General features: G+C 68.7%; 13 protein-coding genes. 6 read left to right on the top strand and 7 right to left on the bottom strand.

The annotated features are described in order from the left end of the window. Positions 1-53 precede the first annotated feature (53 nt). Positions 54-866: a CbbQ/NirQ/NorQ/GpvN family protein gene (locus NVS83_RS21535; protein ID WP_258741211.1), complete on the top strand. Its 813-nt coding sequence runs from the start codon at positions 54-56 to the stop codon at positions 864-866. Next, complete coding sequence (locus tag NVS83_RS21530; protein ID WP_258741210.1) at positions 863-3160, top strand: nitric oxide reductase activation protein NorD; 2298 nt, start codon at positions 863-865, stop codon at positions 3158-3160. Before NVS83_RS21535 ends, NVS83_RS21530 begins: the two co-directional genes overlap by 4 nt. A 76-nt stretch (positions 3161-3236) precedes the next feature. Here the strand turns inward: NVS83_RS21530 and NVS83_RS21525 are convergent, their stop codons facing one another. From NVS83_RS21525 to NVS83_RS21510, 4 genes are all read right to left on the bottom strand, one after another. Beyond that, complete coding sequence (locus NVS83_RS21525; RefSeq protein WP_258741208.1) at positions 3237-4274, bottom strand: aliphatic amidase; 1038 nt, start codon at positions 4272-4274, stop codon at positions 3237-3239. Between the two features lie 275 nt (positions 4275-4549). Then, the gene (locus tag NVS83_RS21520; protein WP_258741207.1) at positions 4550-5155 is read right to left on the bottom strand and encodes an ANTAR domain-containing response regulator; all 606 of its coding nucleotides are present in this window, start codon (positions 5153-5155) and stop codon (positions 4550-4552) included. Between the two features lie 113 nt (positions 5156-5268). Next, the gene (locus NVS83_RS21515; protein WP_258741206.1) at positions 5269-5835 is read right to left on the bottom strand and encodes a TetR family transcriptional regulator; all 567 of its coding nucleotides are present in this window, start codon (positions 5833-5835) and stop codon (positions 5269-5271) included. A gap of 382 nt (positions 5836-6217) precedes the next feature. Continuing rightward, on the bottom strand, positions 6218-7069 hold the full coding sequence (locus NVS83_RS21510; RefSeq protein WP_258741205.1) for an SDR family oxidoreductase: 852 nt from the start codon (positions 7067-7069) through the stop codon (positions 6218-6220). A 158-nt stretch (positions 7070-7227) separates the two neighbouring features. Between NVS83_RS21510 and NVS83_RS21505 the strand changes: the two genes are divergently transcribed. Continuing rightward, positions 7228-7635 (top strand): winged helix-turn-helix transcriptional regulator, encoded by a 408-nt coding sequence (locus tag NVS83_RS21505; protein WP_258741204.1) that lies wholly within the window; start codon positions 7228-7230, stop codon positions 7633-7635. Here NVS83_RS21505 and selD read toward each other — a convergent pair. The 3 genes from selD to NVS83_RS21490 form a co-directional block, all read right to left on the bottom strand. Then, positions 7569-8645 (bottom strand): selenide, water dikinase SelD, encoded by a 1077-nt coding sequence (selD, locus tag NVS83_RS21500; protein WP_258741203.1) that lies wholly within the window; start codon positions 8643-8645, stop codon positions 7569-7571. The genes NVS83_RS21505 and selD overlap by 67 nt on opposite strands. Before the next feature lie 88 nt (positions 8646-8733). Continuing rightward, positions 8734-9864 (bottom strand): transglutaminase-like domain-containing protein, encoded by a 1131-nt coding sequence (locus tag NVS83_RS21495; RefSeq protein WP_258741202.1) that lies wholly within the window; start codon positions 9862-9864, stop codon positions 8734-8736. Next, a complete protein-coding gene (locus tag NVS83_RS21490; RefSeq protein ID WP_258741201.1) occupies positions 9861-10412 on the bottom strand; it encodes a TlpA family protein disulfide reductase in 552 nt (183 codons plus the stop codon). Before NVS83_RS21490 ends, NVS83_RS21495 begins: the two co-directional genes overlap by 4 nt. A 320-nt stretch (positions 10413-10732) precedes the next feature. Here NVS83_RS21490 and fdnG point away from each other — a divergent pair, with 320 nt between their 5' ends. The 3 genes from fdnG to NVS83_RS21475 are packed head-to-tail and all read left to right on the top strand — an operon-like array spanning position 10733 to position 15544. Further along, entirely contained in the window at positions 10733-13819 is a 3087-nt protein-coding gene (gene fdnG / locus NVS83_RS21485; protein WP_258741200.1) for a formate dehydrogenase-N subunit alpha, read from the top strand. A gap of 13 nt (positions 13820-13832) precedes the next feature. After that, positions 13833-14828, top strand: coding sequence for a formate dehydrogenase subunit beta (gene fdxH, locus NVS83_RS21480; RefSeq protein WP_309486237.1), 996 nt, complete (start codon positions 13833-13835; stop codon positions 14826-14828). Beyond that, a complete protein-coding gene (locus NVS83_RS21475) occupies positions 14825-15544 on the top strand; it encodes a formate dehydrogenase subunit gamma (protein WP_258741198.1) in 720 nt (239 codons plus the stop codon). Before fdxH ends, NVS83_RS21475 begins: the two co-directional genes overlap by 4 nt. The last annotated feature ends 135 nt before the right edge of the window (positions 15545-15679 follow it).

Here is a 15679-nt window from a genome sequence, read left to right as displayed (position 1 = left end):
GGGTGGTCCCTGCATGCCGGGGAGTGCCCGTGGAGCCCTCACGGAGACCCCGCATGCTCGTCGACACCGACCTTTCCGCCTACCGCATCGCCGCCGAACCCTATTACCGGCCCGTCGGCGACGAGGTGGCGGTGTTCGAGGCGGCCTGGCGCCACCGCCTGCCGGTGATGCTGAAGGGGCCGACCGGCTGCGGCAAGACGCGCTTCGTCGAATACATGGCCTGGCGCCTGCACCAGCCGCTCATCACCGTCGCCGCCCATGAGGACATGACGGCCGCCGACCTCGCCGGGCGCTTCCTGCTCACCCCGGAGGGCACGGTGTGGCACGACGGGCCGCTGACGCAGGCGGTGCGCCATGGCGGCATCTGCTATCTCGATGAGATCGTGGAGGCGCGGCAGGACACCACCGTCGTCATTCATCCGCTGACCGACGCGCGGCGCATCCTGCCGCTGGAGAAGCGCGGCGAGCTGGTCTCCGCCCATCCCGACTTCCAGCTCGTGATCTCCTACAATCCCGGCTACCAGAGCGCGGTGAAGGACCTGAAGGAGTCCACCAAGCAGCGCTTCGTCGCCATCGATTTCGACTATCCGGTCCCTGAGCTGGAGGCGGAGATCGTCATGCGCGAAGCCTGCGTGGACCCGGATCTGGCGCGCAGTCTGGTCGCCATCGCCGCCTGCTCGCGGAACCTGCGCGGGCAGGGGCTGGACGAGGGTGCCTCGACCCGCATGCTCATCCATGCCGGACGCCTCGCGGCCGGCGGCGTGTCGCTGGAGGCAGCGGTGCATGCGGGGATCGTGCTGCCGATCACCGACGACGCGGAGGTGCGCGAGGCGCTCGGCGCGGCAATCGCCGCCTGTCTCGCATGAGCGTTCTGCCGGCTGTCGAGGCGCCGGCCGGCGCGCGCCTCGCCCGGCTGATGCGTGGCCGGCAGACGCTGCGCGGCCCCTTCGAGACGACATGGCGGCGGCTCGAGGGCCGGTTCGGCGCCGGCGCGATGGAGCCCTGGGCCGAGGGCGCACTCGCGCTGGTCGAGGCCAATGCCGGCGCGGGCTGCCTGCTCGCCTTCTGGCAGGCCAGCGTCGGGCTCTGCGGACGGCTCGACGTGGAAAGCCTCGCCGAGGCGGGGCGTCAGGCCGCCGCCATCTGCCGCGAGGCTGGCGCGAAGCCGGCCGCGGCGGCGCTCGACGCCTTCGCCCGCATCGACACGCGGCTCGCCGACGCGGGCGAGCACGCCGTCTGGTGGCGCTCGCTGGTTAAGCTGGCGCGGGCGGCGCCGGAGGGCGTCGAGCCGCTCGGCCTGCGTGCCACGGACGTTCTGGTCGCCGGCCATGTGGCGGGGTTCGAAGCGTTCGTCGATGCCGGGCTGAAGGCGGCCGGGCGCGACCGCGCGCGCCGCTTGGCGTTCTTCGCGCTCGACGACGCGCTAGCGCGGGCGATGGTGGAGCGCATCGGCGCCGGGCCGGGCTTCGACGCGCTCGAGGGCGAGCTGAAGATGGTGCTCGCCGCGCTGTGGGGCGCCGCCCCGCCGTTCCAGCTCCCGTTGCTCCAGCCTCTGCCGCCCGGCCCGCGCGACGCGCCGCGGCGCGTAAATGTCGCCGGGCCGGTGATCCGCATGCCGGCGGTGTTCCCCGGGGTGGACGAGGCGGGCGCGCGCCGGCTCTATCTCGCCGCCGCCATCCATGCCGGCGCGCATCTCGCCTTCGGCAATCCGCGCTTTCCGATCGCCCGGTTCAAGCCGGTGCAGATGGCGCTGGCGACGCTGGTGGAGGATGCGCGGATCGAATATCTGGCGATGCGCCGCTATCCGGGGCTGCGCCGGCTGTGGGCGCCCTACCATCTCGCCACGCCAGAGGACGGGCCAACCACCGCCGCGCTGCTGGCGCGGGTGGCGCGCGGTCTGTTCGACCCCTCCTATCGCGATCCCGACGAGCTGGTGGGCAAGGCCCAGCGCCTGTTCCGCGAGGCGCAGGAGCGGATCGGCGAGCCCGCCATCAGCCTCGATATCGGCACCCGCCTCGCCAATGATGTCGGCCAGCGGCGCCTGCGCTTCGATGCGCGCGGCCATGTGGTCGAACCGGCCTATCGTGACGACGGGCTGGGGTTGTGGGACTTCTCCGACATCGATCCCGAAATGACGGACGAGGTCGAGCTCGCCGTCGACGCCGCCCGCATCGAGCGCCGCGAGACCGAGGACGGCAAGGCCGGCGAGCCGCCGGCGAGCGAGCCCACGGGGCGGGCGCGGCCGTCCCCGCCCGCGAGCGAAGGCCGGGTGATCGCGACCTATCCCGAATGGGACGCGGCGGCCGGCATCGAGCGGGCGGACTGGACCAGCGTGCGCGCCATCGCCCCGGTTTGGGGCGACACTCGCGCCCTGCAACGCGCGCTCGACCGCGCCGCGCCGCTGCGCGCGCGCATCGCCCGGCTGGTGCGGGCGGCCAAGGTCGGGCGGGCGGCGCGGCTGAAGCGGCAGGCGGAGGGCCACGATCTCGACCTCGACGCCGCAATCGAGACCGCCATCGCCCGCAAGGCCGGCGAGGTGCCGGACATGCGGGTGTTCCGCTCCACCGTGCTCAACCAGCGCGACCTCGCCGTGCTGGTTCTGGTCGACGTCTCGCAGTCCACCCGTGAGCGGCTGGCGGACGGCGCGACGGTGCTCGACATCGAGAAGCTGGCGGTCGCCATGCTGGCCGGGGCGCTGGACCAACTCGGCGACGATTTCGCGCTGCTAGCCTTCGCCTCGGCCGGGCGGGGTGATGTGCGGGTGACCACGGTGAAGGACTTCGCCGAGCCCTATGGCGGGGAAGCGCTCTCGCGCCTTGCGGGGCTGGAATCGGGGCTCTCGACGCGGCTCGGCGCGGCGCTGCGCCATGCGGGGGCGGCGATCTCCCGGGTGCGCAGCTTCCGCAAGCTGGTGCTGGTGCTGAGCGACGGCGAGCCGTCCGACATCGACGTGGCGTCCGCGGACCTCGTGGTCGACGCCCGCCGCGCCGTCATGGCGCTGCGCGCGGCCGGCATCGACACGTTCGGCGTCATGCTCGACCCGGCCGGCGTCGGCTCGGGTGCGCGCATCTTCGGCAAGGCCAACGCCATGCCGGTGCGGCGCGCAGAGGGCCTGCCGATGCGCCTGTCCGAGCTCTATTTTCGCCTGGCCCGGCGCTGAGGGGTAGCGCCGGGAGGGACGGCGGCGGGAGAGGGGCGGCGCTGCCGCCGCCCCGTGGCCGGAGGCGGACGGCGCGTCAGCGATGCGCGGTCTCGGGGTTGGGGATGCCCTCGATCGGAGCTTCCTCGGTGCCGACCATCGGGCGGGTGAAGGATTCCACCATCTCGCGCGTGCCCTCCGGGTCGGCGACCCACTTCTTGTAGAAGTCGTAGGGGCACTCGGCCACGCCCTTGTCGCCGTCGCCGGAATTGATCATGCCGGTATAGCCGCGATGGACCAGCTTGAAGAGGTGGTTCTCCGACTGCATGTTCTTGCGCGCGTCGCGGATCAGCGAGGTGGAGAGCGCGGCGTACTGGATGCCGTACTCCTCCTCGCCACACTCGCCGAGCGTGCGCCCGTCGAAGCCGACGATCGCCGAGTGGCCGAAATAGGAATAGACCCCGTCGAAGCCCGCCGCGTTGGCGACCGCCACATAGCAGTTGTTGGCCCAGGCCATCGCCTTGGCCATGATGACCTGCTGATCCTTGGCCGGGTACATGTAGCCCTGGCAGCGCACGATCAGCTCGGCGCCCTTCATCGCGCAGTCGCGCCAGATCTCGGGATAGTTGCCGTCGTCGCAGATGATGAGCGAGATCTTCAGCCCCTTCGGGCCTTCCGAGACATAGGTGCAGTTGCCCGGATACCAGCCCTCGATCGGCACCCACGGCATGATCTTGCGGTACTTCTGGACGATCTCGCCCTTTTCGTTCATCAGGATCAGCGTGTTGTAGGGCGCCTTGTTGGGGTGCTCCTCATGCTGCTCGCCGGTGAGCGAGAACACGCCCCACACCTTGGCCTTGCGGCACGCCTCGGCGAAGATCTCGGTCTCGTCGCCCGGCACCGTCGAGGCGGTCTCGTACATCTCCTTGGAATCGTACATGATCCCGTGGGTCGAGTATTCGGGGAAGATCACGAGGTCCATGCCCGGCAGGCCGACCTTCATGCCGAGGACCATGTCGGCGATCTTCTTCGCGTTGGCGAGCACCTCGGCCTTGGTGTGCAGCCGCGGCATCTTGTAGTTCACCACCGCGACACCGACGGTGTCTTTGCTGCTGGATACATCGCCGTGCAACATGGTCTTCTCCTCGCGTGAAAGCCTGTGCCGCCGACCTCGGCGGTGCGGCCCTGCGTTCCGGGACATGGACTGAAGGCCCGCCGGCGTCGGGACCTGCCGGAGGGTCAGTGGACTGCGCGGCGGCGACGTCATTGTCCCGCCAGAGGCAAGCAACAAAAAAGCCCGTCAGGTCCTTGCGAACGTCACGGGCTGCATAGCTAGGCGGGGCCAGCGTCATTGATGGCCCGACGGAAGGTGTAGCGCATATAAAGAACGCTATTCATCCAATTACTGACTTAAGCATCCTTGGGCCTGTAGTTCAAGTGCTCGCTGGCATGGATGATGGTCAGCGCCATATCCTCCATCGGCATGCGCTTGGCCATCGCCTGGCGGCGGATACTCTGATAGGCGTCCTCCTCGGAAATCCCCTGGAACGCCATCAGGATGTTCTTCGCCCGCTGGATCTTCTGCACGCCGCCGAGCTTGCGCTCGAGCCGGGCGATGGTCCGGCGGGCTTCCTCCCGCTCCAGCCAGAGACCCCGCGCGACCGCGAGATTGGCGAGCAGGCCGACGGGCTCGATCGGCTGTTCGATCACCGCCGCCGCGTTCGATTCCAGCACCAGCGGCAGCGCCGCGGCGTCCTCGTGGCCGACGACGGCGACCAGCATCGGACGCCGCTCGGCCGGGGCGCCGAGCAGGGCGAGGATCGCCGCCTTGGCGTCGGGCGGCATGGCGAGGAACACGATTTCCGCTTCCGGCCACGCCTCCGGCACCGGCCAGATCGTCTCGACCGTGCAGCCTATGCCGCGCAGGTGCCCGACGAGGCTCGTGCACGGCTCGCCCGGCGGGTGGATCACCCCGACCCGCTGGCCGCGAAATTCGTGGAGGATCCGGATCGACATGCGGAGGCGGCACCCTGCGCCGGAATGGCGTCCCCCCGTTTGTCCCCGGCCGGTCCCGCGCGGGCAATACGTCGTTCAGCGGGGGTCGGCCCGCCGGGCCTCACGTGCGGGCGTCACTCGCCCGCGTCTTCGCCGAGGCGGGCGCGGGCGGCGGCGAGGATCTCGTCCGACAGTTCCGCATCGCCGCCGGCGACGGCGCGGGCCATGGTCAGCGCCCCGACCATGGTGGAGAGGATGCCGATCGCCTCGCGGCGCCGGGCGTCCGGATCGGGCTCATCGAGCCGGCGCTCGATCTCGCCGATGAAGTCCGCCAGCCCCGCCGCATAATCGCCCTGCAGGCTCGGCGACTGGCGGGCGACCTCGCCGCCGAGAGCCGAGAGGGCGCAGCCATGGGCGGCATTGTCGCGGTGGGCGGGGGAGAGGTAGCGCTCGATGATGGCGCCGAGGCTGCCGGTCTCGGCCATGCGGGCGAGGCCCTCGGCGCAGGCGTTGCGGCACGCCTGGTGGGCGAGGTCGGCCTTGGAGTCGAAATGACCGTAGAAGGCTCCGTGGGTCAGCCCGCTCGCCTGCATGATCTCGGCGACGCCGACATCGCTGAAGCCGCGCTCGCGGAAAAGCTGCGACGCCGCGTCGAGTATGGCGTGGCGATGCTCCAGAACCTTTTCCCTTGTGACCCGCACGCCGTTCCTCCGTCCTTCGTGAGCCGCTTCATCGTTGACGTTCTATCAGCCACAAAGTTCACGCCATTCCTATTGGGACTAAGCCGGGTAACGATGTCCCGCACCGCCATAGTCCCACATCTGGTTACCGTATGACGAGCCTGATCAGCGAGGGCGCGATGTCGCGGCCCGCAGAACCGGGCGCCGCGCGTGCGCCCGGCTATCTGCCAAGAAACCGGAAGGCCTCGATGATCAGGTGACCGACCATGGTGATGAGGCTGATGAGATCGCCGTACAAGCTTGCCATGGGACGCGATCTAGCCTCGGCTGGCGGCAAGATTTCGGCGGATTTGCAGCATGGGGCGCTCCTTTCGTCGAAGACGGCGCCGCCTTTAGTTCGGCGCTAGACCACAGAGGCGAGGTAGTCGCGGGCACTGGTCGACGGGCGACCGGCCAGGCGCTCGACATCGGCCGAAGTCGCGGCATATTCGCCCGCGCCGAGCGCGGCGTAGAAGCTCGCGACGCCGGAGGCGACCCAGTCCGGCAGGCCCATGGAGCGGAACTGCTGCTCGAAGGCCGCCACCGGCACGTCGATGGCGCGGATCTCCTTGCCGGTCAGCTCGGAGAGGATGGCGGCGAGATCGGCCGCGCTCCACGCTTCGCCGCCGGCAATCTCGTAGACCTTGTTCTCATGGCCGGGCGCCAGCGCGCCGACGACCGATTCCGCCACGTCCTTATGGGTGACATAGGCGACCTTGGCGTCGATGCCGGTGAAGGGCAGCACGCCGCTCTCCTTCGCCTGGGCGAAGAGCGCGTCGTTGTTCGAGAAATAGGAATTGTCGCGCAGGATGGTCCAGGCGAGCCCGCTGGCCTTCAGCTCGGCTTCGGTCGCTACATGCGCCTTGGCCCAGTCGAACAGGCTGGCGTCGTTCGGGTTGGTGGCGCTGGTGTAGAGGATGCGCGCGACGCCCGCGGCCTTCGCCGCCTCGATGGCGTTGCGGTGCTGGGCGATGCGCACCTCGTTCGGCCCCATGCCGGAAATGAGCACGAGCGTGTCGACGCCGGCGAAGGCGGCCTTCAGGCTTTCGGGATCCTCATAGTCGCCGGCGGCGACGTCGAAGCCCTGCGCCTTGCGCGCGGCGAGCTTTTCCGGCGAACGGGCGACGAGGCGGGTGCCGGCGGCCCGGCCCTTTTCGAGAAGCGCGTCGGCGATGGCGGCGCCCAGCTTTCCGCTGGCAGCGGTGATGGCGATCATGGTCGGTCCCTTCTGACGGACAGTCTGCTGCCCATGGTTACGAATTGAGACTAAGATGCTAAAACGTATCCAAGGCGCAAGAAGGGTTTTTGAAGTGCCTCGGTATGCGCCGCGTAACCATGGCGCCTCTCGCAGGCGCGAAGGCACGGGAGACGAGGATGAAGCCGGACAGGGCGGCGGTGGCCGAGGCATGCCCCACACGCTCGCTGCTCGATCGCATCGGCGATCGCTGGAGCGTGCTGGTGCTGATGGAGCTCGCCCTTCGCGTGCGGCGCTTCTCGGAGCTGCGCCGGGCGATCCCCGACATTTCCCAGCGCATGCTGACCCAGACGCTGCGCTCGCTGGAAAATGACGGGCTGATCTCGCGCACGGTGTTCGCCACCGTGCCGCCGCGCGTCGATTACGAGCTGACCGAGCTCGGCCGCTCGCTCATGGTGCCGCTGGGCGGGCTGATCGCCTGGGCGGACGCGAACCACGCGCGGGTGCGCGCGGCCCGCCGTCAGCCGGAGACGACGACGCCCGGCGCGCCCTCGGCCATGCGGCCGATGACGGCGGCCGAGGGGTAGCCCGCCGCGCGGATCTCGGCGAGCAGGGTGCTCGCCGCTCCCGGTTCGCAGGCGACGAGCAGCCCGCCGGAGGTCTGCGGGTCGGTGAGCAGGTGGCGGCGCCAGTCCGGGAAGTCGTCCGGCAGCGCCACCGCCTCGCCATAGCTCGCCCAGTTGCGGTGCGAGGCACCGGTGACGAAGCCCTCGCGCGCCAGCCTTTCCGCCTCGGCCAGCACCGGTAGCGCTTCGGCGTCGAGATGGAGCGTCAGCGAGGAGCCGCGCGCGACCTCGAGGCCGTGGCCGAGAATGCCGAAGCCGGTGACGTCGGTCACCGCATGCACCTCGGCGCGGCGGCCGAGCTCGGCGCCGATGCGGTTGAGCGTGGTCATGGAGCCGATCATCTCGGCATAGGCGGCGGGCGGCAGCGCCTCCTTCTTGAACGCCGCCGAATAGAGGCCGACGCCGAGCGCCTTGGTGAGGATGAGCGCGTCGCCGGCCCGGGCGGTGCTGTTCTTGCGGATCATCGCCGGCGAGGCGGTGCCGATGACGGCGAGGCCGTAGATCGGCTCGGGCGCGTCGATGGAATGGCCGCCGGCGACGGGAATGCCGGCCTCCGCCGCGATCGCCTGCCCGCCCTTCAGGATCTCGCGCACCATGGCGGTGGGCAGCTTGCCGAGCGGCATGCCGAGAATGGCGAGTGCCATCAGCGGCTTGCCGCCCATGGCGTAAACGTCGGAGATGGCGTTGGTGGCGGCGATGCGGCCGAACTCGTAGGGGTCGTCCACCATCGGCATGAAGAAGTCGGTGGTGGCGATCAGGCAGGTCTCGTCGTCGAGCTGGTAGACGGCCGCGTCGTCGCCGGTTTCGGTGCCGACCAGCAGCCGCTCGAACGGACCGCCGGCCGGCTGCTCGGCGAGGAGCTCGCGCAGCACCGAGGGCGCGAGCTTGCAGCCGCACCCCCCGCCATGGGCGAGGCTGGTAAGGCGGAGCGGGGCGCCGGACGGCGCGCCCGCGGCAGGCTTGTCGAGCATGATGGGCTCCATGCTTGCCCCCCCGCGCGGGGATGGCGCGGGAGGGAACGTGTCGAGAGCGGCGCACGGGCGCCGAAAGTGCGCCGGATCAGGCCGAGAGCTCGCTCGCGGTGATCTTGTAGGCGAAGGCGCCGGGGTCGAGGCAATCGTGGCGCAGGCTCGCGACTTCCGCCTGCGGGTACATCAGGAAGCCGAGCTTCGGGCCGCTGGAGCCGGGCAGGGCGATGTCGTGGCCGTCATTATAGGCCAGCCAGTTGCCCTCCCAGGCGCCGAACAGCGCCTTGCGGGCGGCGAGGACCTTGGCATCGTCCATGGCGTTCTTGCCCGGCGGCTCCTCCAGCACGACCTTGCGCACGTCGGCGGGGTCGGTCGCCACCCAGCCATAGCCGTCGAGCCACACCTCGGCGCGGCAGTGCTGGGCCTTGGAGATGACCGGCGAATTGGCGCCGAGGCTCTTGTAGCCGAAGGCGGAGGGGGCGACGCGGATGCCGTAGAGGTCGCGCGCGGGAACGCCGGCGGCGCGGTTGAGCCCGACGAACAGCGCGTTGAGGTCGGCGCACTTGCCGCCGAGATTGCCGCTCTTGAGCAGCGAGGCGATGTCGCCGGTGCCGCAGCCGGGCGTGGCGGCGTTGCGATAGGTGTTCTCGACCACCCACTCATAGATGGCGCGGGACTTGTCGAGATCGCTGGTCTTGCCGGCGACGATCCCGTCCGCCGTTTCCTTGACGATGCCGTCAGTCGGGATCAGGTCAGTGGCGGCGAGGAACAGCGCGCGCTGCTCGGCCGCCAGCGCGGGCACGTTGCTGGGCGCGGAGAAGTCGGTGGCGCGGTCGCGGGTGGCGAATTTCGAGGTGATCTCGACCGTCGGCTTGGCCTCGTCCTCGGCCCAGACGAGATGCAGCATCCCGGCGCCGTAATGGGGGTCCTTCACCATCTCGGCGGTCCTGGCGTTGGTCTTCCAGCTGTTGCTGGCGGGCTTGAACCAGTCCTCGGCAGTGTAGGAGGGCAGCGGCACCCAGGCCTGCGCCGGACCGGCCTTGCCCTCGACCGGGCCGACGTCGAGCGTGGTGACGACCTCGAACTGGCGCCAGGCGCCGGGCTTGGGCGCGAAGGTCGCGGCGGCGGCGGGGCTCGCGGCCTGCGCGAAGGCCGACGGGGGAAGGGCGGCGACGGCCGTGAGGGCGGCACCGGCTTTCAGGAAATCGCGACGGCTGGTCATGGCTTGCTCCCGATCATCGGTTGAGAGGGCGGCAGCTCGCCTTGCGCGGGCGAGGTCGCAGGGGTCGTCAGGCTCTGGATGATGCTGTCGGTGGCAGGGTCGTCCCAGTCGACCGGACCGGCGACGAAGAGGCCGAGATTGCCGGCCGGGTCGACCACATAGCTGGTCGGCAGGAACTCGATGCCCCATTGCTTGGTGGCGGAGCGGTCTTCGTCCAGCAGGATCGCGAACGGCACCGGCTGGCTCTCGAAGAAGCGGCGCACCCGTACCTCGACCTCGCCGACATCTACCGCGAGCACCGTGACCGGCTGGTCGCGGTGGCGCTCGACGAAGCGGGTGAGCGCGGCCATCTCCTCGCGGCACGGCTCGCACCATGTCGCGAAGAAGTGAACGATGACGATCCGATTGTGCAGCGCGGCGCGGTCGATCGGCCCGTGATCGAGCGAGGGACGCGCGAGCGGCGGGGCGGGCTGGCCATAGGGCAGAGGCGATGTCGGCTCGGCCGAGAGGGTCTCGGGCGCGGCGAGCGCCGTTTCCCCCGGCGGCATTGACGCAAGGGAAGCAAAAGTCAGCGCGGCAAGCCAGTTGAGGGAGCCCCGGCACGCGGGAGCCTGCTTCGTGAGCACGCGGGCGATGCTGCGCCGCTGCCGGCACCTCGTCAATCGGCCGGCGGGCCAAAGCCGGCCCTCCCGCATCGCAATATTGTCAGAACGCACGGCAGGGGCAGAGAGGTTATTGGAATGAAAGCGTTTTTCCGGCCGGCTACGTCTTTAGACGGTTTGACATTGGAACAGTGAAAAAGTTAGCGTCGTTGATCAGCGATGCCTATCGCGTGATGGGTTTCGCAACGGCAACTCGGGAGGCTCACATGAACATGGAGCTCTCGCGCAGGACGTTCCTGAAAACGTCCGGGGCGGGGATCGCGGGGACGACGCTCGGAGCCTTCGGCTTCAGCGAGGCGGAGGCGGCGGTGGCCGCGGCGGTCAAGCCGTTCCGCCTGGTGAACACCACGGAAACGCGAAACACCTGCACCTACTGCTCGGTCGCCTGCGGCATCATCCTCTATTCGAAGGGCGACCTCAGGAAGGGCGAGAAGGCCAACATCGTCCATATCGAGGGCGATGCGGACCATCCCACCAATCGCGGCACGCTGTGCCCCAAGGGCGCGGCGCTCCTCGACATCGTGAAGTCGGAGACGCGCCTGACGCGGCCGATGCTGCGCAAGGCCGGGTCCGACCGGTTCGAGCCGATCTCCTGGGACGCGGCGCTCGACAAGATCGCCCGCGCCATGAAGGACGACCGCGACGCGAACTTCATCCCGACCAACGAGGCGGGCGTCACGGTGAACCGCTGGCTGACCGCCGGCTTCCTGGCCGCCTCGGCGACCACCAACGAAACCGCGTTCGCCACCTACAAGGTGGTGCGCGCGACCGGCATTCTGGCGTTCGACAACCAGGCACGCGTCTGACACGGCCCGACGGTGGCGAGTCTCGCCCCAACTTTCGGCCGTGGAGCAATGACCAACTCCTGGACGGACATCAAGAATACCGACCTCGCCATCATCATGGGCGGCAACGCCGCCGAGGCGCATCCGTGCGGCTTCAAATGGGTCACGGAGGCGAAGGCCAACCGTGGCGCCAAGCTGATCGTCGTCGACCCGCGCTACAACCGCTCGGCGGCGGTGGCGGACTATTACGCGCCGATCCGGCAGGGCACCGACATCGCCTTCCTGCTGGGCGTCATCAACCAGTGCATCATCAACGACAAGGTGCTCTGGGACTATGTGAAGCCCTTCACCAACGCGACCTTCGTGGTGAAGGAGGGCTTCGAGTACCATGACGGCCTGTTCACCGGCTATGACGAGGAGAAGCGCGACTACGACCGCTCCACCTGGGACTACCAGATCGGCGACGACGGCTATGCGGTGGTCGACGAGACGCTGGCCAATCCGCGCTGCGTCTGGAACCTGCTGAAGGAGCACGTCGCCGCCTACACGCCGGAAGTGGTCGAGCGCATCTGCGGCACGCCGAAGGACAAGTTCCTGAAGGTGGCGGAGATGATCGGCGAGTGCTCGGCGCCGAACAAGATCATGACCTCGATGTACGCGCTCGGCTGGACCCAGCACTCCAAGGGCGCGCAGAACATCCGCTGCATGGCGATGCTGCAGCTCATCCTCGGCAATATCGGGATGCGCGGCGGCGGGGTGAACGCGCTTCGCGGCCACTCCAACATCCAGGGGCTGACCGATCTCGGGCTGCTGAGCAACCTCATCCCGGGCTATCTGAACATCCCCAGGGACAGCGAGCCGGACTTCGCGACCTACATGTCGACCCGCGGCTTCAAGCCGTTGCGGCCGAACCAGATGAGCTACTGGCAGAACTACCGCAAGTTCTTCGTCAGCTTCATGAAGTCGATGTTCGGCAACGCCGCGACGGCGGAGAACGAGTGGGCCTACAACTACCTGCCCAAGCTCGACGTGCCGCAATACGACATCCTGCTCGCCTTCGAGCGGATGAAGCAGGGCAAGATGAACCTCTATTTCTGCCAGGGGTTCAATCCGCTGCAGGCCTTCCCCAACAAGGCCAAGCTCGCCGAGGGGCTCGCCAAGCTGAAGCTGCTCGTGATCATGGACCCGCTCGAGACCGAGACCGCGCGGTTCTGGGAGAACCATGGCGATTTCAACCAGGCGGACCCGGCGAGCATCCAGACCGAGGTGATCCAGCTTCCCACGACCTGCTTCGCGGAGGACGAGGGCGCGCTGGTGAATTCCGGCCGCTGGCTGCAATGGCACTGGGCGGGCGGCTCGCCTCCGGGCGAAGCCCAGCACGACAGCTGGATCATGGCGCAGATCTTCCTGCGCCTGCGCGATCTCTACCGCAAGGAGGGCGGCGCCTTCCCGGATCCGATCGTCAACCTCAACTGGGCCTATCAGGACCCCGGCGAGCCTACCCCCGCCGAGCTCGCCAGGGAGATGAACGGCTCGGCTCTGGTCGACGTGTTCGATCCGAACGACCCGACCAAGCGGCTGCTCGAGGGCGGCAAGCAGCTCTCCGGCTTCGGCCAGCTGCGCGACGACGGCACCACGGCGTCCGGCTGCTGGCTGTTCACCGGCAGCTTCACCGAGGCCGGCAACATGATGGCGCGGCGGGACAATTCCGATCCCGACGATACCGGCGCCTATCTCAACTGGGCGTTCGCCTGGCCGGCCAACCGGCGCATCCTCTACAACCGCGCCTCCTGCGACCTCGACGGCAAGCCGTGGGACCCTTCGCGGAAGCTGATCGAGTGGAACGGCCAGAAATGGACCGGCTACGACGTGCCGGACATCGCGCCGACCGCCAATCCGCGCGAGGTCGGGCCGTTCATCATGAACCCGGAGGGCACCGGGCGCCTGTTCGCTCGCACTATGATGCGCGAGGGGCCGTTCCCGGTGCATTACGAGCCGTTCGAGAGCGCGGTCGCCAACGTCATCGCACCCAAGGTGCGCGGCAACCCGGCGGCGCGCGTGTTCGCGGACGACTGGAAGCAGTTCGCCGACATCGGCGACCCGGCCTTCCCCTATGCGGGGACGACCTACCGCCTCACCGAGCACTTCCACTACTGGACCAAGAACAACCACGTGAACTCGGTCCTTCAGCCCGAGCAGTTCGTCGAGATTTCCGAGGAACTGGCGAAGGAGAAGGGCATCGAGCTCGGCGGCTGGGTCCGGGTGTGGTCGAAGCGCGGCTCGCTCTTCGCCAAGGCGGTGGTGACCAAGCGGATCAAGCCGATGACGATCGACGGCAAGACCGTCCACGTCGTCGGCGTGCCGATTCACTGGGGCTTCGTCGGCGCGGCCCGCAAGGGCTTCCCGGCCAACGTGCTGACCCCCTTCGTGGGCGACGCCAACATCCAGACCCCGGAATACAAGGCGTTCATGGTCAATATCGAGCCCTCGACCGGGCCGGTGGCGTAAGGGAGGCGGCGCGATGTTCCCACCTATTCCCAACCCGTCCGTCGACCCGGCCGCGGCCAAGCCGCGCTTCGGCGAGAAGGATATCATGCGCCGCTCGGCCTCCGAGGTGACGCCGCCCGCCGAGCGGCTCACCGAGGTGGCCAAGCTGATCGACATCTCCAAGTGCATCGGTTGCAAGGCGTGCCAGTCGGCCTGCCTCGAATGGAACCAACTGCACGAGGAGATCGGCTTCAACCACGGGGTCTACACCAACCCCATGGACCTGACGGCGAACACCTTCACGCTGATGCGCTTCACCGAATGGGTGAACCCGCAGACCGACAATCTCGAATGGCTCATCCGCAAGGATGGCTGCATGCATTGCGAGGATCCGGGCTGCCTGAAGGCCTGCCCCTCGCCCGGCGCGATCGTGCAGTACTCCAACGGCATCGTGGACTTCATCCACGAGAACTGCATCGGCTGCGGCTACTGCATCAAGGGATGCCCGTTCGACATCCCGCGCATGTCGAAGGCCGACAACACGGTCTACAAGTGCACGCTGTGCTCGGACCGCGTCGCGGTCGGGCAGGGGCCGGCCTGCCAGAAGGCGTGCCCGACCCAGGCCATCGTCTTCGGCACCAAGGACGAGATGAAGGACTGGGCGGATTTCCGCATCAAGGACCTGAAGACGCGCGGCTTCGACAATGCCGGGCTCTATGACCCGCAGGGCGTGGGCGGCACGCATGTCATGTACGTGCTGCCGCACGCGGACCAGCCGTCCATCTACGCCAACCTGCCCGACGATCCGCACATCTCGCCGATCGTGCAGGCCTGGAAGGGCGCGACCAAATATGTCGGCCTCGCCGTGATGGGTTTCGCCGCCGCCGCGGGTCTCCTGCACTATGTCGTCGCCGGGCCGAACAAGGTCACGGAGGAGGATGAGGAGAACGCCGAGAGGCTCGCCGAAGGCCGGAGCGCCCCGCCGCCATCCCCGCCTTCCGAGCCGCCAAGCCGGGGGAGGACGCCATGACGGCCTACGACCGGAAGGCTCCGGAGGTTCCGGACGATGTCGAAGCGGGCGACGCGGTGCATCCCGGCCGCCCGGTGATCGTCGATCGCTACACCGTCGCCGCGCGCATCAACCACTGGATCACGGCGATCAGCCTGGTGCTGCTCGCGCTGTCGGGACTGGCGCTCTACACGCCGAAGCTGTTCTTCCTGACCGCCCTGTTCGGCGGTGGGCAGTGGACGCGCGCCATCCATCCCTGGATCGGGGTGGTCCTGTTCTTCTCCTTCATGATCCTGTTCATCCGCTTCTTCCGCGCCAACCTGCCGGCGCGCGAGGATGTGACCTGGGTTGCGCATTCGAAGGACCTGCTCGCGGGTCACGAGGAGAAGATGCCCGAGGTCGGCAAGTACAATGCCGGCCAGAAGGGCGTGTTCTGGTCCATGTCGGGGCTGATCGTGATCCTGATCCTCTCCGGCGTGGTGATGTGGGACCAGTACTTCTTCCCCTACACCACCATCGAGCAGAAGCGCATCGCGATACTGGTGCATTCGATCACCGCGGTGGTGATCATCTGCGTGTGGATCATCCACGTCTATGCCGCGATCTGGGTGAAGGGAACGATCGGCGCGATGACGCGCGGCAGCGTGACCGGCGGCTGGGCCTGGCGCCACCATCGCAAATGGCTGCGCGAGCTGGTGGGTCGGCGGGCCCGCGGCCCGCGCGCGCCGGCCGAGTAGGCGGAACAACCGCCGTCCGGCCTCCGTGCCTGCCGGTATGCCTCCCGCGTGAGGCGGCGGCTGGCGGGCGCTCCGGCGGTGCCCTATATCGCCCGTCGGGCCGGTCGGCCGCCGCTTCGGCGGTCGGTCGCCGCC

Origin of the sequence: Ancylobacter mangrovi, assembly GCF_024752335.1 — a bacterium.
GTDB lineage: Bacteria > Pseudomonadota > Alphaproteobacteria > Rhizobiales > Xanthobacteraceae > Ancylobacter > Ancylobacter mangrovi.
This window is presented reverse-complemented; position numbering and strand designations above follow the sequence as displayed.